Origin of the sequence: Lysinibacillus sp. FSL K6-1151 (assembly GCF_038630755.1) — a bacterium.
GTDB lineage: Bacteria > Bacillota > Bacilli > Bacillales_A > Planococcaceae > Lysinibacillus > Lysinibacillus fusiformis_D.
In genome coordinates this window covers 560,276-585,332 of the sequence record NZ_CP152040.1, presented here as the reverse complement: position 1 = coordinate 585,332, position 25,057 = coordinate 560,276, and the positions used below count along the sequence as shown (strand labels likewise).

18 protein-coding genes are annotated in these 25,057 nt (G+C 37.9%); 1 reads left to right on the top strand and 17 read right to left on the bottom strand.

From position 1 onward, the window contains the following. Positions 1-174 precede the first annotated feature (174 nt). The 14 genes from MHI04_RS02715 to MHI04_RS02650 all read right to left on the bottom strand — a co-directional run bounded on the left by MHI04_RS02715 (position 175) and on the right by MHI04_RS02650 (position 18,000). Positions 175-1,224, bottom strand: coding sequence for an NAD(P)/FAD-dependent oxidoreductase (locus MHI04_RS02715; protein WP_036123680.1), 1,050 nt, complete (start codon positions 1,222-1,224; stop codon positions 175-177). A 122-nt stretch (positions 1,225-1,346) separates the two neighbouring features. Then, entirely contained in the window at positions 1,347-2,381 is a 1,035-nt protein-coding gene (locus MHI04_RS02710; protein ID WP_036123683.1) for an iron ABC transporter permease, read from the bottom strand. Then, positions 2,378-3,430 carry an iron ABC transporter permease gene (locus MHI04_RS02705; protein WP_036123687.1) on the bottom strand — a complete coding sequence of 351 codons (1,053 nt, stop codon included), beginning with the start codon at positions 3,428-3,430 and terminating at the stop codon, positions 2,378-2,380. Before MHI04_RS02705 ends, MHI04_RS02710 begins: the two co-directional genes overlap by 4 nt. A 33-nt stretch (positions 3,431-3,463) precedes the next feature. Further along, complete coding sequence (locus tag MHI04_RS02700) at positions 3,464-4,258, bottom strand: ABC transporter ATP-binding protein (RefSeq protein ID WP_036123689.1); 795 nt, start codon at positions 4,256-4,258, stop codon at positions 3,464-3,466. 38 nt (positions 4,259-4,296) lie between these two features. Further along, positions 4,297-6,021 carry an ABC transporter ATP-binding protein gene (locus tag MHI04_RS02695; protein ID WP_036123690.1) on the bottom strand — a complete coding sequence of 575 codons (1,725 nt, stop codon included), beginning with the start codon at positions 6,019-6,021 and terminating at the stop codon, positions 4,297-4,299. Positions 6,022-6,108: 87 nt separating this feature from the next. Continuing rightward, positions 6,109-8,010 carry an AraC family transcriptional regulator gene (locus MHI04_RS02690; protein WP_340833712.1) on the bottom strand — a complete coding sequence of 634 codons (1,902 nt, stop codon included), beginning with the start codon at positions 8,008-8,010 and terminating at the stop codon, positions 6,109-6,111. A 348-nt stretch (positions 8,011-8,358) separates the two neighbouring features. Continuing rightward, entirely contained in the window at positions 8,359-9,171 is an 813-nt protein-coding gene (locus tag MHI04_RS02685) for a hypothetical protein (RefSeq protein WP_330493597.1), read from the bottom strand. 14 nt (positions 9,172-9,185) lie between these two features. Then, entirely contained in the window at positions 9,186-10,568 is a 1,383-nt protein-coding gene (locus tag MHI04_RS02680) for a zinc ribbon domain-containing protein (RefSeq protein ID WP_036121417.1), read from the bottom strand. An 826-nt stretch (positions 10,569-11,394) separates the two neighbouring features. Beyond that, positions 11,395-12,678, bottom strand: coding sequence for a transcription termination factor Rho (gene rho, locus MHI04_RS02675; protein ID WP_036121419.1), 1,284 nt, complete (start codon positions 12,676-12,678; stop codon positions 11,395-11,397). A gap of 226 nt (positions 12,679-12,904) precedes the next feature. Then, positions 12,905-13,861 carry a class II fructose-bisphosphatase gene (gene glpX, locus MHI04_RS02670; protein ID WP_036121428.1) on the bottom strand — a complete coding sequence of 319 codons (957 nt, stop codon included), beginning with the start codon at positions 13,859-13,861 and terminating at the stop codon, positions 12,905-12,907. Between the two features lie 94 nt (positions 13,862-13,955). Beyond that, a complete protein-coding gene (locus MHI04_RS02665; protein ID WP_036121421.1) occupies positions 13,956-15,242 on the bottom strand; it encodes a UDP-N-acetylglucosamine 1-carboxyvinyltransferase in 1,287 nt (428 codons plus the stop codon). A 63-nt stretch (positions 15,243-15,305) separates the two neighbouring features. Then, a complete protein-coding gene (gene fsa, locus MHI04_RS02660; RefSeq protein WP_036121423.1) occupies positions 15,306-15,956 on the bottom strand; it encodes a fructose-6-phosphate aldolase in 651 nt (216 codons plus the stop codon). 150 nt (positions 15,957-16,106) lie between these two features. Further along, complete coding sequence (locus tag MHI04_RS02655; RefSeq protein WP_036121426.1) at positions 16,107-16,961, bottom strand: class II fructose-bisphosphate aldolase; 855 nt, start codon at positions 16,959-16,961, stop codon at positions 16,107-16,109. Positions 16,962-17,640: 679 nt separating this feature from the next. Further along, on the bottom strand, positions 17,641-18,000 hold the full coding sequence (locus MHI04_RS02650; RefSeq protein ID WP_036121440.1) for a response regulator: 360 nt from the start codon (positions 17,998-18,000) through the stop codon (positions 17,641-17,643). A 155-nt stretch (positions 18,001-18,155) separates the two neighbouring features. Here MHI04_RS02650 and MHI04_RS02645 point away from each other — a divergent pair, with 155 nt between their 5' ends. After that, positions 18,156-18,686, top strand: a complete 531-nt coding sequence (locus MHI04_RS02645) for a DUF2529 family protein (protein WP_036121442.1) — start codon at positions 18,156-18,158, stop codon at positions 18,684-18,686. 51 nt (positions 18,687-18,737) lie between these two features. Here MHI04_RS02645 and MHI04_RS02640 read toward each other — a convergent pair whose 3' ends face one another. The 3 genes from MHI04_RS02640 to icmF form a co-directional block, all read right to left on the bottom strand. Beyond that, entirely contained in the window at positions 18,738-20,330 is a 1,593-nt protein-coding gene (locus MHI04_RS02640) for a CTP synthase (RefSeq protein ID WP_036121444.1), read from the bottom strand. Between the two features lie 441 nt (positions 20,331-20,771). Then, positions 20,772-21,314, bottom strand: a complete 543-nt coding sequence (rpoE, locus tag MHI04_RS02635; RefSeq protein WP_058844289.1) for a DNA-directed RNA polymerase subunit delta — start codon at positions 21,312-21,314, stop codon at positions 20,772-20,774. A 460-nt stretch (positions 21,315-21,774) separates the two neighbouring features. After that, positions 21,775-25,023 carry a fused isobutyryl-CoA mutase/GTPase IcmF gene (gene icmF / locus MHI04_RS02630; protein WP_271912339.1) on the bottom strand — a complete coding sequence of 1,083 codons (3,249 nt, stop codon included), beginning with the start codon at positions 25,021-25,023 and terminating at the stop codon, positions 21,775-21,777. Positions 25,024-25,057: the final 34 nt, after the last annotated feature.

Here is a 25,057-nt window from a genome sequence, read left to right as displayed (position 1 = left end):
CCATCTGGAACAGAGTATTATCGAACTGTACCTTACATAGCCCGAATATGTCGACTACAAAATTTGCGTCGAAAGGGTCAGCTACATATGTACACGTTGCATACTTTTGAAGTATAGCATAGTCATTTTATTATTTTCAAGTAAAAAATATTAAAAACGAACCTTCCATCTTTCTTATCCACGAACTTCGCGATAATCATTGTCTACTAACCCAATTTGCTCGTTTCGTTCTTTGAAGCGAATATTATGTGATGACACATAGGCTACTTTCGGCGCATCTGGCTCCAAATATAGCTTGGCACTATTTAATGCTAGTATTCCATCCGTAAATGCACCTGCTATTAATCTTACTTTACTAGGATGATCAATAAAATCACCCGCTCCATAGACACCTTCAATGTTCGTTTCACGCTTCTCATTGACAATCGCTACTTCATCTTGGATGTTTAATCCCCATTCTTCAAGTGCACCATAATCACATTTCAAACCATGGTTGACAATGACAGCATCTACCTCTACTCGTTCACTTTCACCTGTCTCTTTATTGACTATGGACACATACTGAATTAAATCACCGTCACCATGCAATTGAACAACCTCATATGGCGTTTTTACACGAACTGAGGATTCTTTCATGCGCAAGACATTTTTTTCATGGCCGCCAAAATCATCTCGGCGATGAACGACTGTAACACTTGCAGCAATTGGCTCTAGCTCATTTGCCCAATCAACTGCAGAATTACCACCACCTGAAATTAACACATGCTTGTGTCGGAAAATCTCTAGTTCCTGTACTGTATAATGTAAATTTGTTACTTCAAATCGGTCTGCTCCTTCTATTTCAAGCTTTTGCATAGAAAGAACACCATACCCCACTGCTAAAATAACTGTTTTCGAAAAATGCTTCTCACCTGTAGAAGATGTCAACATAAATGTTCCATCCTGTTGCTTTTCTAATTTTTCCACCTTTTGATTTAAAACAATTGTAGGATCGAATGTTTTAGCTTGCTCAACAAGTTGTTTAATCAGCTGTCCCCCTAAAATAGGTGTTACTCCGCCGACATCCCAAATCATTTTTTCAGGATAAATTAACATACGACCGCCAAGCTGTGAGCTGTATTCAATAATTTTCGTTTTTAAATCTCGCATCCCACTATAAAAGGCAGTATAAAGCCCAGCTGGACCACCACCAACAATCGTTACATCATATAGTTCTTCTGACATTTCCGTTCTCCATCCCCTTCTGTCTCGATTCGATCATACAGTTTTGAGGTTGTGTTAAGCTACTGCCTGTCTATTCTTTCTGACGAGGATCATACTATTCACACACCATCCACAAACTATAGTTACTCTTTCAATCGCGCCAATAAATATAAGAAATAAGGTGCTCCTAAAACAGCAACCACAATCCCCGCTGGAATTTCTGAAGGCTCTAATATAGAACGACCGATTGTATCTGCCATCAACACTAAAAATCCTCCTAACAGAGCTGCAGTTGGCAGTAAAAACTGATGTTTAGCGCCAACAAGTTGTCGAGCTAAATGTGGTGCAACAAGACCCACGAAACCAATGCCTCCACTTACAGAAACACTAGCTCCAGCTAAACCAACAGCAGCAGCCAATAACCAACGGCGCTCTTTTTCAATAGAGGCACCTAGCCCTACAGCTGTTAATTCGCCTAGATTTAGTACGTTTAATACCCGTGATTTTGCATAAACAAAAGGCAATAAGATAATTAACCATGGTAACAGCGACAGCACAAATCGCCAATTCGAGCCCCAAATGCTACCTGCTAGCCATGTCGCTACAAATTGATAATTTTCTGGTGATAGGCGTAGTGTTAGCACAATCATAGCCGAGCTAATCCCTGCTGCTACAGCTACCCCTGTTAAAATTAAACGCATTGGTGTAATACCTTCATGTCGTCTATAAGAAAGTGAATAAATCAGAACAGCTGTCAAACCTGCCCCTACAAAAGCCAGTACTGGCAGTAAATAAACAGGTGCTGCTTTCGTAGTTGGGAAAAATGATACATAGAGCATGACAGCAAGTCCTGCCCCAGCATTAATCCCTAAGATTCCTGGATCCGCTAAAGCATTTTTGGAAATGCCCTGTAAAATAGCGCCTGAAACCGCTAAGCCCATACCTACTAACACAGCAATCACAATTCTAGGAAGTCTGAACTCAAATAATATAAGTTGCTGTTGTGCATCACCTTGACCAAAAAGTGTGCGCAGAACTTCCATTGGCGTCAGTTTAATAACGCCAGTATTCATACTAATAATAAAGGTAATAATGATTAACACAATGAGTGTAACAAGGATGGAGAAATTTTTTCTTTTCGCCTTAAGCTGACTCGGTGTTAAATAGCTGTTACTCATAGTTCTTTCCCTCCTTTACGTGCTAAATAAAGGAAGAATGGTACACCGATAAAGGCAATTAGTGCGCCAATCGGTGTTTCATAAGGTGGATTGATAATACGTGCTACTAAATCAGCTAACACAACAAGCAATGCCCCATATACTATAGAACAAGAGATAATCCAGCGATAATCATGTCCAACTATGTATCTCGTTAAATGAGGGATAATTAACCCTACAAAACCAACCGCACCGACAACAGACACGGCTGCACCTGCTAAAACTAAAACAATGATCATTCCCCATACTTTTACAACTGCTGTCCGTTGCCCAAGTCCAACTGCAATTTCTTCACCTAAGCTCAGTACAGTGATTGAACGTGATAGGATAAGTGCTCCTATCATCGCAATAAAGATCCATGGGGATAATATTTGTAAATGACTCCATTTTGTACCTGAAACACCGCCAGCATACCAAAATGCTAGGTCTTGTCCAATACGATAATAAAGTGCAATCCCTTCTCCTAACGCTCCAAGCAATGCACTAACAGCTGCACCTGCTAGAACTAGCCGCATCGGTGTTAAGCCACCTTTTGACAGTGAGCCAATACCATAAACAATGGCTACGCCAAGACCTGCGCCTACAAAGGACCATAAAATTAAATACATGTAAGGCAGACCAGGGAAGAAGGCAAAGCACAATGCTAACATAAAGGCCGCTCCAGAGTTCAGACCAAGTAGCCCCGAGTCTGCTAATGGGTTACGTGTCATCCCCTGCATAATAGCACCCGCTACTGCAAAGCTTGCACCTACTAATGCTGCTCCAAGTACTCGAGGTAAGCGAATATCATGGATAATTTGATGTGTTGTTAATTCTGGTGAAAAATGGGTAACTGCTGTCCAAACAGTACCCAATGAAATATCTGCTGCTCCAAAAGAAATCGATAAGCCAATGGCAAATATTAATCCAATTACTCCTACGATTAAAGCCACTACTCCACGGATCGGATGAGATCGTTTCTGTAGCTCCTCTAAATCGTTGAGCTCTCCTACTCCTGTCGACGTAGTCATTTTACTTCCTCCTCATAACTTTCAATTAAACTTTTATTCCTTCATGTCGTACAACTGATAAGATAGGCAGATTGGATTTTTACTATATGGACAAACAGCCATTTCTGCATCGATATTAAATACTTTTTGTAGATTTTCCTTTGTCATCACTTCTTTTGGACTACCGTTCACCATTAAATCGCCGTCTCTCATAGCCATTATGAAGTGGGAGAATCGTGACGCATGATTTAAATCATGCAAGACCATGATAATTGTTCGTCCTTCTTCCTTATTTAGTTTTTGCAGTAGCAATAATATATCTAGCTGGTGCGCTAAATCTAAATAAGTTGTTGGTTCATCCAGTACTAAAATATCCGTGCCTTGCGCCAATGCCATAGCAATCCATACTCTCTGACGCTGGCCACCTGATAATGCTTCAATTGGTCGATCACTAAATTCTCTTAGCCCCGTTACATCAATCGCCCAGTGGATATATTCGTAGTCTTCCTTTTGCAAGGAACCAAACCCAACTTGGTGAGGAAAGCGACCATATGATACCAATTCAAAAACCGTTAATCCTCCGGGTGCTGTTGCTGTTTGAGGTAAAATAGCCATTCTTTTGGCCACATCTTTCGTTTTTAATTGATGTATCGCCTTGCCATCTAAATAGACAGCTCCATTTTGTGTTCGTAATACACGGGCAACAGCCTTTAATAAAGTAGACTTGCCACAACCATTTGGGCCGATGATTGTGGAGATTTGCCCTTTAGGAATCTCCACACTTAAATCGTTGACGATGAGCGCTGAAGAATAACCAATCGCAACATGATCTATTTCGAGTACTGACATCTTTAACTTCCTTTCATTTTTGAGAATGCGTTCCACTCTTACATTTGTAAACCAAATTGAGCTGTATACAAGCCATAGTAAGCATTTTGGCGTTCCATTAATTGCTCGTGTGTACCTTCTTCAATGATGCCCTTTTTCGACACAACGACAATTCTGTCTGCATCCTTAATTGTTGCTAATCGGTGAGCAATCACTAATGTAGTACGTCCAATGGAAAGTTCATTTAATGCCTGTTGGATAGCTTGTTCAGTTTCTGTATCCAATGCAGATGTTGCTTCATCTAGTATTAAGATTTTTGGGTTTTTCAAGAAAATACGGGCAATGGATAATCTTTGCTTTTGACCACCTGATAATTTCACACCACGCTCACCAATTAATGTATCCATACCTTCAGGTAGAGCATTGATGACATCCGTCAGTTGCGCTCGTTGTGCTGCATACCAAATATCTTCTTCACTGGCATTTAAATCACCATAGGCAATATTTTCACGAATGGTACCATCGAATAAAAAGACATCCTGCTGGACAATCCCAATATGCGAACGTAAGGAATGCAGTTTAAAATCGCGTATATCCATACCATCAATACTAATGGATCCTTCATTGACTTCATAAAAACGTGGCAATAAACTACAGATTGTTGATTTCCCTGCACCAGATGGACCTACCAAGGCAACGGTTTCGCCAGGATTTACTTTTAAATTAATATGATGTAGGGCACGGTTATTGGCAGCATAGCCAAACGATACATCGGAGAAAGTAATTTCGCCATTAATTTCATCAACCATTTTTGCCTCTGGACGATCCGCAATTTCAGGTTCCGTTTCTAAAAATTCGATATAGCGTCTAAATCCTGCCATACCTTTCGGATAGCTTTCTATAAACATATTAATTTTGTTAATTGGGCCTAAAAGAATACCTGATAGTAAAATAAATGCGATAAAATCTCCATTTGTTATATGTCCATTTAAAACAAAATACGCTCCTACAAATAAAGTAAAGAGTGATAATACTTTAGTGAGTATGCCTGAAATAGCCTCATTCCAAGCCATTACTTTATAGGAGAACAGCTTTGTCATACGGAATCGTTCATTATTTACTTTAAAGCGTTTAATCTCATGATCTTCATTTGTGAAAGCCTGTACCACACGAATACCACTTACATTATTTTCAACTCGCGCATTGAAATCTGCGATATCTCCGAACATTTGACGGAATGCTTTGGACATTAACTTCCCAAAAATAATCGTTAAAATTAAAATGATCGGTACAAGTAAGAAAATAAGAATTGTAAAGGTTGGATCAATATAGTACATAACCCCAAACGTCCCAATAATCGTCATTGCCGCAATAAAAATATCCTCTGGACCATGGTGAGCAAGTTCACCAATATCCATTAAATCGTTCGTTAATCGAGAAACAAGATGCCCTGTTTTATTGTTATCAAAATATCGGAAAGATAGTTTTTGCACATGGCTAAAGGATTCCTTCCTCATATCTGTTTCAATATTAATCCCTAGCATATGCCCCCAGTACGATACGATAAAGTGAAGAATAGAATTGAAAATATATAGACCAAACAGCAATAAACTTGCCATAAGAATCCATTTTAATTCCCCATCTGGCAGAATATCATCAATTACTTTATTTAAAACAAGTGGAAATGCCAGCTCGATTAGTGCCACTAATATCGCACAGCTAAAATCTAAAATGAATAAACCTTTATAGGGTTTATAATATGAAAAAAAGCGCCTTAATAACATGTTGCAACCTCCTATGGTAATGTCATTTTCGTATCTAATAAATGAGCTATCTGATTCTACATACAGATAGCTCACATGTTTTCACAGTTATTGTTGCTGAGCCTTCGTAAAATCAACTATTTTGTCAGCTAATTCTTCAGCTTGGTGTAAGCCAGAAAGCGGATCAGAAGCAAAATAATATTCAGATGGAAGCTCTAATACTTGATTATTTTTAACGACATCTAAATTTGTCCACGTTGCTGGCAACTGGCCATCTTTGTTAAAGAAATTAATCATGAAGTTATAGTCACCTACATAATCACCTACTACTTCATAGGAAATCTCATAACGTCCATTACTTGCTTCCTTTGTATCAAAAATCTCCTGCACCTTTTCTTGAGGTTTCATGCCCAAAATTTGATAGAGTGCTCTACCGCCTGATACACTTGATTGCCCTACAATCGTTGCATTTTTTTCAAACATTTCATAAATAGTAAATGTGGATCCTTCTGGAATCACATCCATGATTTTTTCCTTAGCTTTTGCTATACGGTCTTCAAATTCTTTTGTAAATTTTTCAGCCTCTGCTTGTCTTCCTAAGTAATTTCCCATTGCCTCAATCTCCTCCATTGCTGATTGATGAGCATCTTCAGCGAAGACAATTGTCGGGGCAATTTTTTCATATTTCGCTACATCTTCCACATTCCAAGTAATAATCAGGTCTGGCTTTAACTCTAAAACTTTTTCTAATGATACCTTGCCATCTGTACCAATATTCGTAATTTCCCCATCCTTATAGTGTTGCTTTAAGAAAGCTGCATAATCAAGGTTAGCCGTTACGCCTCCAACTGGTACAACATCTAACGCTAAAATTTGCCCAAGATACCAATCGGTTACGACTCTCTCTGCCTTCACTGGAATTTCAACTTCGCGTCCACTATCATCTGTTACGGTTCTAGTCACTGCCGTATCAGACAAAGTTTGTTTGTCAACCTTAGATTGGCTCGTATCTTCATTACATGCTGCCAGTAAAACAATCAGGCTTAGTAAAAAAGGTAGCTTTATATGCTGAATCATCTTTCTCATCATGATTTCATTTTCTCCATTCTCAAATCGTTTTGCTTGCGCGAGCTGATTATTATTGTATTGAAAATGATTCTCATTTGTAATGGCAATTTCGGACATACTAGCTGTATATTTCAGCCTAAAGCTACTTGGAGCCATATTTGTTGCTTTTTTAAAAGCACGACTAAAATAATATTCATCTTCAAAACCAAGAGAAATGGCAATTTCTTTAATGCCATATTGATTGGTTAATAAATACTGCTTAGCTTGCTCTATTCTCAATTGCTGTAAATAAATTTGTGGACCTATTTCATAACGCGCTTTAAAGATGCGTAATAAATGCCGTGTACTAATCTGAAGCATATCTGCTAATGTCTGTATAGATAGTGGTTGATGAATGTGTTGCTTAATAAACAATCGTGCAGCTTCTGCCTTATCCATCTCATGTGGTTTACCTTGCCCTTCCGCTAATTCTCGAAAGACATGATAGACAAGCTCATAGAAGGAGGCCCTTACAGATAAATGCTCCTGAATGGAACCAGATTGCCATTTACTGTACATATCTTGAAGGATACTGTGAATGACGATCGGATTAGCGGGTACACATGAAAAATGTGTTTGAAATGGTTGATAATGCATGTGCAAATGTTGCATAAAAGCATCTTTGTACATGACATCCCCCTTATAGCTAATGAGAAAGTAGCTCACACTCTGTTGTGCTGTAATCTGAAGGCATTGAGATTTTCCTATATGAAAAATACTGAAGCGCTGCACGTGATAGGGTTGATCATCAATGACAACCTGTGCACCACCTCCTGTGACAATAAGAAACGAGCTATATGTTAAAACCTTTGACACATGAACATCTGATTTATTTATGTAATCGATTTGCTTCAACTGGATAAATGCATTTTGCCAAAGAAGCATATAAGCGTCATAATTCATCTTCGTCTCCTTCAATAAACATACTTTATAGCCTCATTATATTGATAATGATTATCAATTTCAATATACATTTATAAAATAAAACATATACAAAAATACCTGCCAAGCGCGAACTTGGCAGGTATTAAACAAACAATTGTTTTTAAAGCCTCTTTTTATTCAAAGGATCATCCAGACGCCAAATTTTAACGTCTAATATGAATGAGGGTCCTTCGTTGCAGAACAAGACAACAATACTAGAAGGTTGCTTCTTTTTGATAAAATAACTTGTCCATGTGTTAGTGCCATATGGATACGTATTTGTGAACTGTCTTCTCTTCAATAATTTTCTTTGAAGCTATTAATTTCTTATATTAAAAAACTTAAATAGTCCCCTATTGTTGAGTCAATAATAAAAGAGAAGATAATTGAAGTTAAGATAGCTGTTACAACTAGATAAAAAATAAAACTATAGAAATTATCAATAATTTTAGATGTATTACTCAATAATTTAACCATAACAAAAATAGGTATGATCCCGATAGCTAACACAAATCCAATATATAACATAATCATGGAATATGTATAAGATTTCAACAAGCCAAATAAAATACTTAAAATCGTAACTGCAATAGGAAGAGCGTAGTAACTTCCTATTTTACTAATCACATTTGTAAAACTGAGGTTTTCAGAAAATAATTTTGAAGTTAAGAATATGGCTAATACGTTTATCGCCATTAGTAAAATTAGAAATAATGACACATATAGAATCACTTGAATTATAGAAGGTCCATAACTTTCGAAAAGCCCAAACGTTCGTGAAGTGAAACTTTTTATTAATAAAAATACAGATAAAGCCGTAATTAAAACATAGATAATCATACTAGTAAGATTATTTTTCCAAGCTATTTCTACATTAAAACCTGCAGATGGTTTTTTTAATTGTTCTAGAAAATGATTAAAGTATAATTTAGATTGTTTTTTTAATAATTCAATTTGATCACTACTGTGCGAAGTTTCCTGAACAGCCTGTCCGGCTTGTGGCTGCGGCTGATTTTGATAATCCGTCATATTATTTATTGTTGCTGCTTGTTCAAGAGCAGCGCTTTCTAGTGGAGTCCCGCATTTCCCACAGAATTTTCCATCCTCCTGCGAATGTCCACATGTTAAACAATTTTTCATCTACACATACCTCACTATAATTTTGTCTTTTTCGTATCTAAATCCACAATTTCATCAATAAAGTATTTTCCATTTTCAAATGAGAAAATATATTTCTTTTTACGTTCATAGTTAATAGAACCTTCTTTATCTGAAGAATAATTAAAAGTTTCATATGACTGTAACTCAAATTGTTTATCTGATAATGTATTAAATGATATTATTTCATTTAACAAAAATTCATAGTTATAGCCAGGAATATTATCATGATCCGTTACAAATTTCGCATAATCTTTTTTTATTTTACTTCCTTCTCTGAAATAATCACCTATGTAATCAAAATTTGTGTATCGAATAGCAGAGGAATAGTCTGAGCGGAAATTTTTATAAATATCCCTTATGATATCTTCATGTTCTGCTAATTTTTGTTCCGTTCGAATATGTTCAAATGGTAAATAAATAGTATCACTATCTAGTGGCAATACATCTGACTTTACCGTTTTACCATCCTTATCTTGACTTTGTGCATAAACTTCTATTTTACTATTTAGTTTCGCAGGATAAAGCTCTCTTAATTCACTTACTTTTTTTTCAGTCGATTTTCCATTTACATATAAAATCGCATCCTCTAAATCGGAGTCTACAGATACTGTTTGGAAACCCCAGTCTACATCAATTTGTGCAATATTGTCTGCTTGTGCTTCAAGCATTAGTTTTCCTTCGTCTGCTAAAGGTATATAACCACCTTCATAACTATAAGACCAAGCATACTCTCCTGGAATATAGTGACCAAATCCTACATTTTCCTCATCACTCTTACTGACAATTTCCTTATCCCCAAACTGTAAAGTCATATTTTTAAAAGGTGCATAAATAAACACTTCAGTCGGAATAATGATGAATTCAACCCTGTCATACAACCCAAATAAAATAGGTTTACTATGTACAGAAATAAATTCACCCCCATTGTATATAATATCTGGATTTTCATTATTCATAATACGTTCTACTTCATATGTAAGTTGATTTCTCAAATTTGTCCAACCGTACTCTTTAACAATCGCATAAAAATTTTGAGCATCTGCTACAGTGCCCTCTTTAACTTCAAACTCTTGAAAGAAAGCATCTTTATCTTGATTATTATACGCATCATTCATCGCACTAATCTGCTTAGTTGGCTCATAAATGCTACTTAAAACGAAATGTGTAATAGCAAGAACTAATAGTAGGACACTTGAGATAGAAAATATCCATTTCTGTTTTTTAGTCATTTTTTTACGATGCTTCTTTTGAGCACTTAGTTTTGGTTCAATTTTCATAGATGTTTTATCTTGTACATCGCTAAGACTATTACCACAATTTGTACAATACAATACTTCTTCACTATTTTTTTCACCACAACTTATGCAAAATCTCATTAAAAATCACCATTCCTTATGTATAATAACATAATTATACAATACATTTATGGTAAATTGTAGTTTTTTAATTCAAATTTCATAGTTTCTATTTTGATACATTTAGTTTCTAGCTCCCTTTATCAGTAAAATAGTATTAGGAAAATGATTATACAATCATACAATATTTTCCTTTTTATATTACAAAAAATCACCATCAACTAATTTTAGTTAATGGTGATCATAGTGTTGAAAAACAAAACCATCCATAGAATTTATGTGAAAGGTGAAAAAGGATTTCCGTTGCAGGCTACTTGCTTTCCTGTGGGCGAGCGCCGAGCCGCTTCCTCCGTGCAGGGGCTCGCCTATCTCGCTATTCCCACGGGAGTCAAGTAGCCTTCCACTCCAATCCATAAAAATGTTCACTTTTTAGCAAAAAAGTGAAGGTATTCACTACTCTTTTATGGAGGGGTGTTGTCACACATCGCTTCTCCACATTGAAAGTAAGAGGCTATCCTCTCTTATAATATAAATAATGGGCTATTTTGTTCAGGAAAAGACACTTTTGCAGAATGGTTGATTGGAGTGGAGCCAGCGTCACTCCTAGGGGATTTAGCGTCACAGATGAGACCCTGGAGCGAACGCAGTGAGTGAAGCGGCTCATCGGACGCCCCCTGGAAAGGACGCTGGCGGAACGGAAATCAACCCCTCGCCTTACAAAACTGCTTATTATGCCGTTGACATTACCTTTTTTCAACAACAAAATCACCATCAACTAATTTTAGTTAATGGTGATTCTTTTCTGAAGATTATAATCAGCAATATGAAGAGCTAACTAAATTTTAAGTTAAAGTAGCCCCTTACCTTTTGTGGCTTTTTTCATATCTTCGTTCAATTTCTCAAAAAATTCTTCATTTGATTTTGTCGTGCGCAGCTTTTTCAGGAAGCGCTCTGCAAAATCAGGCGCATCTGAAAATGTTTTACGGATCGCCCATAGTTTTTCAAGCTGTTCTGGCTCAAGAAGAAGCTCTTCTTTACGTGTACCTGAGCGGCGAATATCAAGCGCAGGGAAAATACGGCGCTCCGCCAACTGACGGTCTAGATGAAGCTCTAAGTTACCTGTACCTTTAAATTCTTCATAGATGACTTCATCCATACGAGAGCCTGTATCGACTAAAGCTGTTGCTAAAATTGTTAAGCTACCGCCTTCTTCAATATTACGAGCTGAACCAAAGAAACGTTTTGGTCTATGGAAAGCAGCAGGATCAATACCACCTGAAAGTGTACGTCCACTTGGCGGAATGACTAAGTTAAAAGCACGTGCTAAACGCGTGATAGAGTCCATTAAAATGATAACATCACGCTTATGTTCAACTAAACGGCGTGCACGTTCTAATACAATTTCTGCCACTTTCACGTGATTCTCTGGTACTTCATCAAATGTTGAGCTGACAACATCTGCATTTACAGAACGTTCAATATCTGTCACTTCCTCAGGACGTTCATCAATCAGCAAGACAATTAATTCAGCTTCTGGATGATTGGTTGTAATAGCGTTTGCAATTTCTTTTAATAAAGATGTTTTCCCTGCCTTTGGTGGTGCAACGATTAAACCACGCTGACCAAAACCTACAGGAGCCACTAAATCCATTATACGTGTTGATAAATTGCGCTGTGTTGTTTCAAGCTTAATTTGTCGATCAGGATATAAAGGTGTTAATGCAGGGAAATGCACACGTTCCTTTGCTACTTCAGGATCTTCGCCATTGACAGCATCTACTTGTAAAAGGCCGTAATAGCGTTCATTTTCCTTCGGTGGTCGCACCTTCCCAGACACCTTGTCCCCATTACGTAGGTCAAAGCGACGGATTTGAGATGCAGAAATATAAATATCTTCTTTACTTGGTGAGTAGTTTATTGGTCGTAGGAAGCCAAAGCCCTCTTGCGAAACAATTTCTAATACGCCTTCCATAAAGAAATAGCCCTCTTGCTCTGAACGCGTTTTCAAAATAGCAAATATTAATTCTTTTTTCGTTAGCTTGCTATAATATGAAATTTTATATTGGCGTGCGAGGGCGTAAAGCTCTTTTAACGTCATGTTTTCTAATTGAGCGATTGTCAATGTAGACATATGCACAACTCCAGTCTTTTTCAAAATATAATACAATTATTGGGGTTATCATTGAAGTTTTCGATAGGCTCTGTTAATGCTTATATGGTAGCCTGAGTTTAATAATAACTACTGATACACTTTCTACCATACAACTAAACATTGCCTTAAAATATGGGATGGTTAATTTAAGAAGAAGGTACCTAGCACAATAGATGTACTAGGTATATTTTAGAAGAAAATATCATTAATATCTAGGTTTTTTCTCAAGAGCGTGACGGCCTTCTACAAAGCGAACCGTACCGGATTTAGCTCGCATAACTACTGAGTGTGTTAGGGCATAAGCACCTTTATATTGAACACCCTTTAAAAGCTCGCAATCTGTTACAGCAGTTGCTGCAAAAATAGCATCATCGCCTTTTACTAGGTCATCTAAATAAAGCACTTTCTCAACATCTACACCCATTTTTGTGCAGCGTTCTAATTGCTCTTCATCCTCTGGTACTAGTTTTGCTTGGAAGTCCCCACCGAGGCATTTTAAGGCCACTGCCGAAATAACACCCTCTGGAGCGCCACCTGTTCCAAACATAATATCAATACCCGTTTCATCAAAAGCGGTGTTGATTGCTGCGCCAACATCGCCATCTTGGATAAACTTAATACGTGCGCCAGCTTCACGAATTTCATCAACAATTGCTTGATGGCGAGGTCGATCTAAAAGAGTAGCAACTACATCAGAAATATCTTTATTTTTAGCCTTTGCTACTTGTAATAAGTTATAAGTGACAGAAGCATTTATATCCACTTTTCCAGCCGCTTCTGGCCCTACAGCAATTTTCTCCATGTACATGTCTGGCGCATTTAACAAATTGCCTTTATCTGCAATAGCAAGTACTGTCATGGCACCGTTCGTACCTTTTGCCACAATATTTGTACCTTCTAAAGGATCCACTGCGATATCTACTTTTGGACCACCATTTCGTAAACCAAGTTCTTCACCAATATAAAGCATTGGTGCTTCATCCATTTCACCTTCACCAATTACTACTGTAGCATGCATTGGAATTGTATCGAACATTTTGCGCATCGCTGTTGTTGCTGCATCATCTGCTTCAATTTTCAAACCGCGTCCCATCCATTTCCCGGATGCGATTGCTGCTGCTTCTGTTACTCGTACTACTTCCATCGATAAACTACGTTCCATTGTTGCTTTGCCTCCCGTTATCGGCATCTTTTTATGCCAAAACATTCAAATTACCTCTATTGTAACATAATTGGCTGAAAACTTTTAGCTCTCATTATTCCTTTGTCTCAGCTACACGTGCCATGATTGTTTCACGTCGAATATCAGCGCCTAAATCACGTAATTTCTCAATAAGTGAGCTATAGCCACGTTCGATATGATAGATATCCTGAACCTCTGTTTCGCCTTCAGCTAAGAGACCAGCTAAAACTAAAGCTGCACCCGCGCGAAGATCTGTAGCTGTTACCGTTGAGCCATGTAATTTACTCGGCCCTTTAATAATAGCTGTATTTCCTTCTACACGAGCATCTGCATTCATACGACGAAGCTCATCAATATGTTTAAATCGAGCTGTATAAATAGTATCTGTTACTTTAGAAGAACCGAATGCCTGTGACATTAACACCGCAAGTGGCTGCTGAATGTCCGTTGGGAATCCAGGGTATACCAGCGTTTTAACATCCACTGCCTGTAATGTCGAGAGATCTGTTTTTGGTACATAAATACTTTCTTCACCAATTTCGATTTTCACACCCATTTCACGAAGCTTTGCGATAATCGCTTCTAAATGCAGTGGAATAACGTTATCAATGGTAATACCATCACCAACTGCTGCAGCCATTATCAAAAATGTAGATGCTTCAATGCGATCTGGTATAATCGTATGCTCGGTACCATGTAGCTCTTCTACACCTTCAATACGGATGACACTTGTACCTGCACCTTTAATATTGGCCCCCATATTCGTCAGAAGTGTCGCTACATCGATGATTTCAGGTTCCTTTGCGGCATTTTCAATGACAGTCCGTCCCTTTGCAAGCACTGCTGCTAACATAATATTAATCGTTGCCCCAACACTTGCTACATCTAAATAAATTTTTGCCCCAATCAATTCATCTGCACGTAAATAGATGGCTCCATGTTCATTGGTAATTTTAGCTCCCAATGCCTCAAAGCCTTTTATATGTTGGTCAATTGGTCGTGGTCCTAAAAAGCAGCCTCCAGGTAACCCTATGACTGCCTTCTTAAAACGTCCAAGCATAGCACCCATTAAATAATAAGAAGCGCGTAACTTTTTCACGTTGCCATTTGGTAAAGGCAATGCAATCATATCTGTAGGATCAATTGTCATTGTGCCATCCTCAAATGAAACTTCTCCACCAATTTCCTCTAATAAAGCCTTTAACGTCCAAGCATCTGAAATTTCGGGTATCCCCCCAATAGTCACTGGAGAGTTCGCCAAAATTGATGCAGGAATTAAGGCGACTGCACTATTTTTTGCACCACTAACTTTAATTGTACCTCGTAGACGATTTTCGCCAGTAATTTTATAAACATCCATTTTGCGTTCTCCCTCATGATTGGAAAGTAGTATTTTTTGCAATTGGCTCACTTTATAATCTTATTATTCGCCTTTTCTCGTATTCCAATCCGTTAAAAATCCTTCAATTCCTTTTTCCGTTAATGGATGGTTGAAAAGTTGCTTTAATACTTTAAACGGTGTAGTTGAAATATGTGCGCCAGCTAAAGCTGCTGCTGTAACATGCTGAGGATGACGAACAGAAGCAGCAATAATTTGCGTATCGATATTATGAATGGTAAAAATATCTGCTATTGTTTCAATTAGCTCGACACCATTTTGACCAATGTCATCTAAACGGCCGATAAATGGTGATACGTATGTAGCACCTGCACGCGCAGCCATTAATGCTTGGTTCGCACTAAAGATTAATGTCACGTTTGTTTTAATACCTTTGTTTGCAAAGAAACGACATGCCTCTAATCCAGCTGGTGTCATTGGTAACTTTACTGTTATGTTTGGAGCAATCGCAGCTAATTCCAAACCTTCTTTAATCATACCTTCCGCATCAAGTGCAATAACTTCTCCGCTTACAGAGCCATCAACAAGCTCAGCTATTTCACGAAGACGATCATGGAAAGAAACATTCTCTTCTTTAGCCACTAATGATGGGTTTGTTGTAACCCCTGATAAAATACCCCATGCATGTGCCTCTTTAATCTCTTCAAAGTTTGCTGTATCAATGAAAAATTTCATTTTTATTTCCTCCTGATCATTTTTCTTATATTATTAAATATTTTCCAAAATTTTATTATTTCAAAAACAAGAGAAGGTCGATTGAAAGCATCAACACTTCTCTTAGTATGTGTATTTAACTATGCTTTTGTAACATATTAAATGCAAAAATTATGCTTTTTGTGCACTACCAAATTCACGAATTTTACCAATAACCGTTGCCTTAATGGCTTCACGTGCTGGACCAAGGAATTTACGTGGATCGTAAACAACTTTGTCGTTGTCTAGAATTTCACGGATTACTTTTGTTGCTTCAATTTGATTTTCAGTATTGACGTTGATTTTAGCTGTACCTAATGAAATGGAACGTTGAATATCCTTTGTTGGGATACCTGTACCACCATGTAAGACAAGTGGAAGATCCGCTAATTTAGAGATTTCTTCCATTTCTTTAAAGCCTAAGTTTGGCTCTCCTTTGTAAGGACCATGTACAGAGCCAAGTGCTGGTGCTAAGCAATCGATGTCTGTCAGTTCAACCATTTTGCGGCATTCTTCTGGATTAGCATAAATAATACCACCGATTACGCCATCTTCATCTCCACCAACTGTTCCTAATTCTGCTTCCACAGAAACGCCTTTAGCATGTGCGTATTCTACTACTTCTGAAGTAATTTTTACATTTTCCTCAAATGAGTGATGTGATGCATCAATCATCACTGAAGTAAAGCCTGCATCAATTGCCTCTTTACATTTTGCAAAGCTAGAACCATGGTCAAGATGAATCGCTACAGGAACTGTAATACCGTAAGATTCCATTAAACCTTTTACCATATGAACAACGGAAATAAATCCGCCCATATATTTACCTGCACCTTCAGAAACACCAAGAATCACTGGAGATTTTTCTTCTTCAGCTGCTTGTAAAATTGCTTGAGTCCATTCAAGGTTATTAATGTTGAATTGACCAACCGCATAACCTTCTGCTTTTGCTTTAATTAACATCTCTTTCATAGATACTAATGCCATACTAAAAATCCTCCTCATAGGACTATTCTTTACATAAACATGCCCCTCAATCATAGCAAAAATAATAGCCCCTGAAAAGCAGGGGCTATTATTTTCTACACGAAAGCGGAGGGCAACGTAGCGGCAGTGTCGCCAAAGTGTAGTGCAACGTAACGGCGGCGCTTGAACCTGAAAAGCAGGGGCTCTTATTTTCTACACGATAGCGCAGTGTAACGTAGCGACAGTGTCTGCCGTAGTGGAGTGCAACGCAACAGAGGCTTGCACCTGAAAAGCAGAGGCTCTTATTTTCTACACGAAAGCGCAGTGTAACGTAGCGGCAGTGTCTGCCGTAGTGGAGTGCAACTCAACGAAGGCTTGCACCTGAAATGCAGGGGCTATTATTTTCTACACGATAGCGCAGTGTAACGTAGCGACAGTGTCTGCCGTTGTGGAGTGCAACTCAACGAAGGCTTGCACCTGAAATGCAGGGGCTATTATTTTCTACACGATAGCCGCAGTATAACGTAGCGACAGTGTCTGCCGTTGTGGAGTGTAACTCAACAGAGGCTTGCACCTGAAATGCAGAGGCTCTTATTTTCTACACGACAGCATAGTGCAACACACTGAAATTGAAGGCAATACCCTGTCGCTTCTTTCAAAATAAACATAAAAAACAGACCGTGTGTCCACTGTCTGTTTTTTACACCTGTAAAGCCTTATTTACTTCATCTCGCACCTCAAAAATATCAAATGGTTTTGTAAAGTAACGAATAGCTCCTAATTCTAAAGCTTCTTGCACTACATCCAATTCGCCATATGCTGTCATCATAAATACAGGTAACTTCGGAAATTTTTCTTTTAAGCGTTTCAAGATTTCAATACCGTCCATCCCTGGAATCTTCATATCCAGTAAAACACAATCCATCTGTTGCTCATCTGCATATTTTAATGCCTCTGAACCATTAGCCGCTAAATATGTAAGATAACCTTCCTTTTTCAACACTTCATTTAAAAGTAAACGAATTCCCTGCTGATCATCGACAATTAGTAATCGTTTCACATTTCATTCCGCCCTTTTTTAGTTTTATTCTTACACAAAAACTTTCTTTATTATGTATAATTCTCCTTTTTCAGCTTAATACCTTCTAGTATTATAAATTATCTGCTTTTGCTTTCTACCTTTTCCGCCCCTATAATATGGTTAGAGGTGGGAACATGTCAAAAATTCTAACAACACAATTAAGTGGATTATTACAAAGAATAACACAAAATGAAGAGGAGGCTATTGAGGAAACAGCAAGACTCCTTGCACAAGCAGCCATTGGAGAAGGTCATGTGTATTTCGCTTGCTTTGGTGAAATGCAAGTTATTGAATCCAATGCATCTCAAGCAGTTGAACCATTTAGCAAATTAGCTCCTTGGACTTCGAGTACAAGCTTAACTGAAGCTGATCGTGTTTGCATTTTTACACGCAGTGCGCACGATGAGGAGGCACTGGCTTTAGCTCAAGACTTAAATAAACGGTTTATTCCTTTCGCTGCTGTTGCGAGTGAAGTAGCGAATACGGAAAATCCTCTTGCAGATTTGGCCTATACGTATGTTTCTACACGCGTTAAAGGTGGTTTATTGCCTAATGATTTAGGGCAAAGAATCGTTGTACCACATGCAATTGCTGGACTTTTTGTATATGAAGCAGTGAAAATTGCTTATGATGAAATGCTTGGTATTGATGAAGAAGAACTATAAACATTCATTTAAAAAGAGTTGTCTCATTAATAGAGAGACAACTCTTTTTGATTATTTAAATGTTGCTCCGATAAAATCACGGAACAATGGTTGTGGACGATTTGGACGTGAAACTAGCTCTGGGTGGAATTGACATGCTACAAAGAAGTTGTTACCTGGTAGCTCAATAATTTCAACCAATTTGCCATCAGGGCTTGTACCTGAGAAGACAAGACCTGCTGCTTCCATTGCCTCACGATATTCATTGTTAAACTCATAGCGGTGACGGTGACGCTCATAAACAAGCTCTTTACCGTATGCATTGCTTGCCTTTGAACCATCTTTCAATTTACATGGGTATAATCCTAAACGTAATGTACCGCCAATATCTACACTATCATTTTGATCTGGTAAGAAGTCGATAATTGGGTACTCTGTATTTGCATCAAGCTCTGTAGAATGTGCACCTTTTAAACCAAGGACATTACGAGCAAATTCTATTGTTGCTAATTGCATACCTAAGCAAATACCAAGGAACGGTACATCATTTTCACGCGCATATTGTGTCGCTAAAATTTTCCCTTCAACACCACGATCACCAAAACCGCCTGGTACTAAAATGGCATCTGCACCTTTTAATAGTGAAGCAACGTTATCTGCATTGACATGTTCTGCATTAATCCAGTCAATTTCAATATCAGAGTTAAATGCGTAGCCCGCATGCTTTAATGCCTCAACTACTGAAATGTAAGCATCTTGTAATTCCACATATTTCCCTACTAATGCTACTTTTCTTTTATTTGGTAAGTTCTTCACTTTGTCTACCAGCTCGCGCCATTCTTCCATATCTGCCTCTGGTGCTTCAATGCCAAAATGATCAAGAACGATATCATCAATATCTTGTGCATGCAGGTTTAATGGCACTTCATATAAATGCTCTGCATCACGAGATTCAATAATTTCATGTGGTTGCACATCACAGAATAATGCTAATTTCTCTTTCATATCTTGTGGTACTTCTTGTTCTGTACGTACGACGATAATATTTGGCTGGATACCTAAAGAGCGTAATTCTTTAACAGAATGCTGAGTAGGCTTTGTTTTCAATTCACCAGCTGCTTTAATATAAGGTATAAGTGTACAGTGAATATACATCACATTGTCATGACCTAAATTTGTTTTCATTTGGCGAATCGCTTCAAGGAATGGCAATGATTCAATATCCCCTACTGTCCCACCAACCTCTGTAATAACAACGTCTGCATTAGTTTCACGACCAGCACGTTGGATACGGTCTTTAATTTCGTTTGTAATATGAGGAATTACTTGTACTGTTCCACCATTATAATCACCACGACGTTCTTTCTGTAATACAGATTGGTAAACGCGACCTGAAGTTACTGTAGAATGTTTCCCTAGGTTAATGTCAATGAAACGTTCATAATGTCCTAAGTCTAAATCAGCCTCAGCACCATCATCTGTTACAAAAACCTCACCATGTTGATAAGGGCTCATTGTACCTGGGTCAATATTGATATATGGGTCAAACTTTTGAATCGTAACTTCTAAACCACGGTTCTTTAATAAACGACCTAGAGATGCTGCAACAATCCCTTTTCCAAGTGATGATACAACCCCACCTGTTACAAAAATATACTTCGTCATGAATAAATTCCTCCTTATGATGTTCTAAAATTACTAGCTCGCTTAGGGGGGAACAGAATCCTTTATATTCTAATACCCTAAAAAAAGAAAAGCCGAGAATGTCTACAAAAAATGTAGTCGATTCGAAGCTGTAATCGGTTCTATCTCTTTTCCACTTTCCTTTAAACCTTAAAACTCTAACATTTATCCAGTCACCGTTTACTATACATCATGAATAAATCCAAACTTTTATATTCATTTCTGGATGAATGTATGGGAGAACTGAATATAGTTAAAAACAAAAAAACGCTCCTCCTGCATAGGTTTGCAGGGGGAGCGTATTATATACACGGTCTTTCTCCTTCTTTTAAGGAGCCCAAGTAAAAGATTAAACGGAACCGTGATAGAAGTCAAGATTTTTTACTCCATGCCTAATAGAAAGAAAATTCTAAGAGTACTGTATTAGTTTTCTTCCTCTTCTTCGTCGAACTCTTCTTCCTCTTCATCAATAAAGTCTTCATCAATTTCTTCGTCAATATCTTCGATTTCTTCATCGTCAAAATCGATTTCTTCTTTTTCTTCGTCCTCTTCTTCAATATCTTCTTCATCAACAAACTCTTCGAAGTCTTCGTCAAAGTCGATATCTTCTTCTTCTAAATCTACATCCTCATCAAGATCTTCATCATCAAAGGCAGCTTTAGATTTTTTCTTTTGAGTCTTAACAGAAGGTGCTGTTTCTTCTTCAATTTGCTCTACTTTAAACCATTCACGTAGGCCCCATCCTGCTTCTTGATTATATAAGAAGCGGCCATCAATATTAATATCTGTATAAAATTGTAACAGACGGGATTTCATTTCTGCATCACTATAGCCCACAAGCTCTTGAATTAATTTTAGTAAATCATTAAAAGACACTGAGGCACGTTTTTCATTTAAAATTGCATAAGCTAAGTTAATTAACGATTCTTCCGTTAATTGTTCCTTTGTCATTTCACGAAAATTCAATTCGTGCACTTCCTTTCCCTCATCACAATGGACGTTTTAAAATTACATGGTGCTTTATTTTCCAAGCGCAGCAAAAAAGGCCACGCAAAAGGTACTTTCTATACATAAGCATAATACCCATTATATACAAAGTTTTAGCCCCTTTGCTAGCTTCAATTACTGTTTTTTATATTACGCATTTTTTTTATTCCAAGATAAAACAAATAAACAGATAATAGTAGTAAAGGAATAGCGCCAATTTGCTTATTATACAGGAAAATGGCTACCAATACTAAAGCTAATATAATTATGTAGTGAATAAATGATTTCATCCCTACTGCGCCTCCCTTTTTTTACATTTCTATTATAACGAAAATAAAAAGAAGTGCCTAATCTTAAGACTAGACACTAGAAACTAGAGAAGCTTGTTACATAAATTAGAAAAAAATGTTAGAAAAAAAGCAGTTTTGAATGTCTACAATTACATATTTCGACGATATTGTCCGCCAACTTCATATAAAGCTTTTGTAATTTGTCCTAAGCTTGCTACTTTTACTGATTCCATAAGCTCAGCAAAAATATTACCATTGTTAACAGCAACTTCTTGTAAACGTGCGATTGCAGCTTCACTTTCTTCTTCATGCGTCTTCCAGAATGCTTGTAAATTGCGAATTTGCGTTTCCTTCTCTTCTGTGGATGCACGAGCAATTTCCATATTATCGATAGCAGCGTCTGAAGGTGGATTTGGATTCAGGTACGTATTGACACCAATGATTGGTAGCTCCCCTGAATGCTTTAACATTTCATAGTACATGGACTCCTCTTGAATTTTACCTCGTTGATATTGCGTTTCCATTGCACCTAAAACACCACCACGATCATTAATACGATCAAATTCCTCAAGGACCGCTTCTTCTACAAGATCTGTCAATTCTTCTATAACAAATGCACCTTGCAGAGGATTTTCGTTTTTTGCCAAGCCATGCTCTTTCGTAATAATCATTTGGATAGCCATGGCACGACGTACAGATTCCTCTGTAGGTGTTGTAATAGCTTCATCATAGGCATTTGTATGCAATGAGTTACAGTTATCTTGTAATGCCATCAATGCTTGTAATGTTGTACGAATATCATTAAAATCAATCTCTTGCGCATGTAGACTACGACCAGATGTTTGAATATGATATTTTAGCTTTTGCGCACGTTCATTGGCACCATATTTATCACGCATTACAATGGCCCAAATACGACGAGCAACACGTCCAATTACTGTATACTCTGGATCAAGTCCATTCGAGAAGAAGAACGATAGATTTGGTGCAAAGTCGTTAATATTCATGCCACGACTTAAATAATACTCTACATACGTAAAGCCATTTGCTAAGGTGAAAGCTAATTGGGAAATAGGATTTGCCCCAGCTTCTGCAATATGGTAACCCGAAATAGAAACGGAATAGTAGTTACGCACCTTATGATCAATAAAGTATTGCTGAATATCACCCATCATACGTAAAGCAAACTCTGTCGAGAAAATACATGTGTTCTGTCCTTGATCTTCTTTTAAAATATCAGCTTGTACTGTTCCACGTACAACCTGCAATGTGTTTTCACGTGTCTCGGTAAACTCTTCTACTGTCAAAGTCCGTCCTAGCTCTTGTTCGCGCAATTTAACTTGTTGATCGATCGCCGTATTCATGAACATCGCTAAAATAATAGGCGCTGGACCATTAATGGTCATAGATACAGATGTAGACGGTGCACATAAATCAAAGCCTGCATAAAGCTTTTTCATATCCTCTAATGTACAGATCGATACACCCGATTCCCCGACCTTACCATAAATATCTGGACGGTAATCTGGATCTTCCCCATAGAGAGTTACAGAATCAAAGGCTGTAGATAAACGTTTCGCATCGTCATCCTTCGATAAATAGTGGAAGCGTTTATTTGTACGTTCAGGTGTTCCTTCACCAGCAAATTGACGCTTCGGATCTTCTCCCTCACGTTTGAATTGGAAAACACCTGCTGTATAAGGAAACTCACCAGGAACATTCTCTTTGTACACCCAGCGTAATATTTCACCGTAGTCCTCAAATTTCGGCAATGCTACTTTAGGAATTTTTGTACCAGAAAGACTTGTTGTTTTTAAAATAGTGCGAATTTCTTTGTCTCGAACCTTCGTCACAAACTCATCACCAGCATAAGCTTCTTTTAAAGTTTGCCAATTATCCAATATACGCTTGGATTCTGCTGATAATTCATCTCTGACACCTTGTGCTAAAGAAGAAAGCGATGCTATAAGTGCATCCTCTGGTGCTTTTTCCTTAACTGCCGTAATAGCACCTTCTAATTGGAACAGACGGCGAGCAAATCCCACCTGCTGTTCTGATTTTTTATGATAGCCACGAACCGTGTCAGTAATTTCACGTAAATAATAACGACGATCGTTTGGAATAATGACATCTTGCTTTTGCGTCTTAGCAAATTGCTCATAGCTTGTTTCCCAATTGTAGCCTGTTTTTTCGTTAATAATATGAACTAAAGCTGCGAATAATGCATTGGTCCCTTTGTCATTAAACTGGCTAGCAATTGTTCCATAAACAGGCATACTATCAAGTGATTCTTCCCATAGCTCACGAGATCGTTGGTATTGTTTTTGTACTTGACGTAGCGCATCCTCCGAGCCTTTACGCTCAAACTTATTGATCGCAATGACATCTGCAAAATCAATCATATCAATTTTCTCAAGCTGTGTAGGTGCACCAAATTCACTTGTCATAACATACATGGAAAGATCTGTATACCTTGTGATTTCGGCATCACCTTGACCAATACCACTTGTTTCGACGATGATTAAATCATAGCCCGCTACACGTACTACATCTATTACATCACCAATAGATGCAGATAATTCAGTGCGAGAGCCTCGTGTTGCTAAACTACGCATATAAACGCGGTTATTGAAGATGGCGTTCATGCGAATTCTATCGCCAAGTAATGCTCCACCTGTTTTTTGCTTTGTTGGATCGACCGAAAGAATGGCTACACGTTTATCTGGGAATTCTTTCAGGAAACGGCGAATCAGCTCATCCGTTAATGAAGATTTCCCTGCGCCACCTGTTCCTGTAATCCCCATGACAGGTGTACCTTTTGAACGCTTTCGTGCCTCAATTAACATCTCTTTCGTAGCTTCATCCTCATTTGACTCAGCTGCTGTAATTAGATTGGCTAAAATTTCAGGCGTTTCTGTCGTTAAAGCCTCTAATTTATCTAAATAGTTGCCTGTTGCAGTTGGAAAGTCCGTTCCTTTAATTTGCTCATTAATCATCCCTTGTAGCCCTAAAACACGGCCATCCTCTGGTGAGAAAATGCCTGCAATGCCATACGCATGAAGCTCTTTAATTTCACGAGGTAAAATAACCCCACCACCACCGCCATAAATTTTAATATGCGGTGCCCCTTTTTCACGCAGCAAATCATACATATATTTAAAGTATTCCATATGCCCGCCTTGATAAGAAGAAACTGCAATACCTTGTGCATCTTCTTGAATCGCGGCATTCACGACTTCTTCGACAGAACGGTTATGCCCTAAATGGATTACTTCTACACCGCTCGATTGTAATATGCGTCGCATTATATTGACCGAAGCATCATGTCCATCAAAAAGACTTGATGCTGTCACAAAACGTACGTGATTTTTTGGACGATATACTTCTACCTTTGTCATATGAAATCCCCACTCTCTCCCCTTAATGAATTGA

Coding starts and splice junctions, on each gene's coding strand:
- MHI04_RS02715 (WP_036123680.1), bottom strand. CDS start 1,224: ATGTCAGAAGAACTATATGATGTAACGATTGTTGGTGGTGGTCCAGCT.
- MHI04_RS02710 (WP_036123683.1), bottom strand. CDS start 2,381: ATGAGTAACAGCTATTTAACACCGAGTCAGCTTAAGGCGAAAAGAAAA.
- MHI04_RS02705 (WP_036123687.1), bottom strand. CDS start 3,430: ATGACTACGTCGACAGGAGTAGGAGAGCTCAACGATTTAGAGGAGCTA.
- MHI04_RS02700 (WP_036123689.1), bottom strand. CDS start 4,258: ATGTCAGTACTCGAAATAGATCATGTTGCGATTGGTTATTCTTCAGCG.
- MHI04_RS02695 (WP_036123690.1), bottom strand. CDS start 6,021: ATGTTATTAAGGCGCTTTTTTTCATATTATAAACCCTATAAAGGTTTA.
- MHI04_RS02690 (WP_340833712.1), bottom strand. CDS start 8,010: ATGAATTATGACGCTTATATGCTTCTTTGGCAAAATGCATTTATCCAG.
- MHI04_RS02685 (WP_330493597.1), bottom strand. CDS start 9,171: ATGAAAAATTGTTTAACATGTGGACATTCGCAGGAGGATGGAAAATTC.
- MHI04_RS02680 (WP_036121417.1), bottom strand. CDS start 10,568: ATGAGATTTTGCATAAGTTGTGGTGAAAAAAATAGTGAAGAAGTATTG.
- rho (WP_036121419.1), bottom strand. CDS start 12,678: ATGTCTACATTGACAATCGCTCAATTAGAAAACATGACGTTAAAAGAG.
- glpX (WP_036121428.1), bottom strand. CDS start 13,861: ATGGAACGTAGTTTATCGATGGAAGTAGTACGAGTAACAGAAGCAGCA.
- MHI04_RS02665 (WP_036121421.1), bottom strand. CDS start 15,242: ATGGATGTTTATAAAATTACTGGCGAAAATCGTCTACGAGGTACAATT.
- fsa (WP_036121423.1), bottom strand. CDS start 15,956: ATGAAATTTTTCATTGATACAGCAAACTTTGAAGAGATTAAAGAGGCA.
- MHI04_RS02655 (WP_036121426.1), bottom strand. CDS start 16,961: ATGGCATTAGTATCTATGAAAGAGATGTTAATTAAAGCAAAAGCAGAA.
- MHI04_RS02645 (WP_036121442.1), top strand. CDS start 18,156: ATGTCAAAAATTCTAACAACACAATTAAGTGGATTATTACAAAGAATA.
- MHI04_RS02640 (WP_036121444.1), bottom strand. CDS start 20,330: ATGACGAAGTATATTTTTGTAACAGGTGGGGTTGTATCATCACTTGGA.
- icmF (WP_271912339.1), bottom strand. CDS start 25,023: ATGACAAAGGTAGAAGTATATCGTCCAAAAAATCACGTACGTTTTGTG.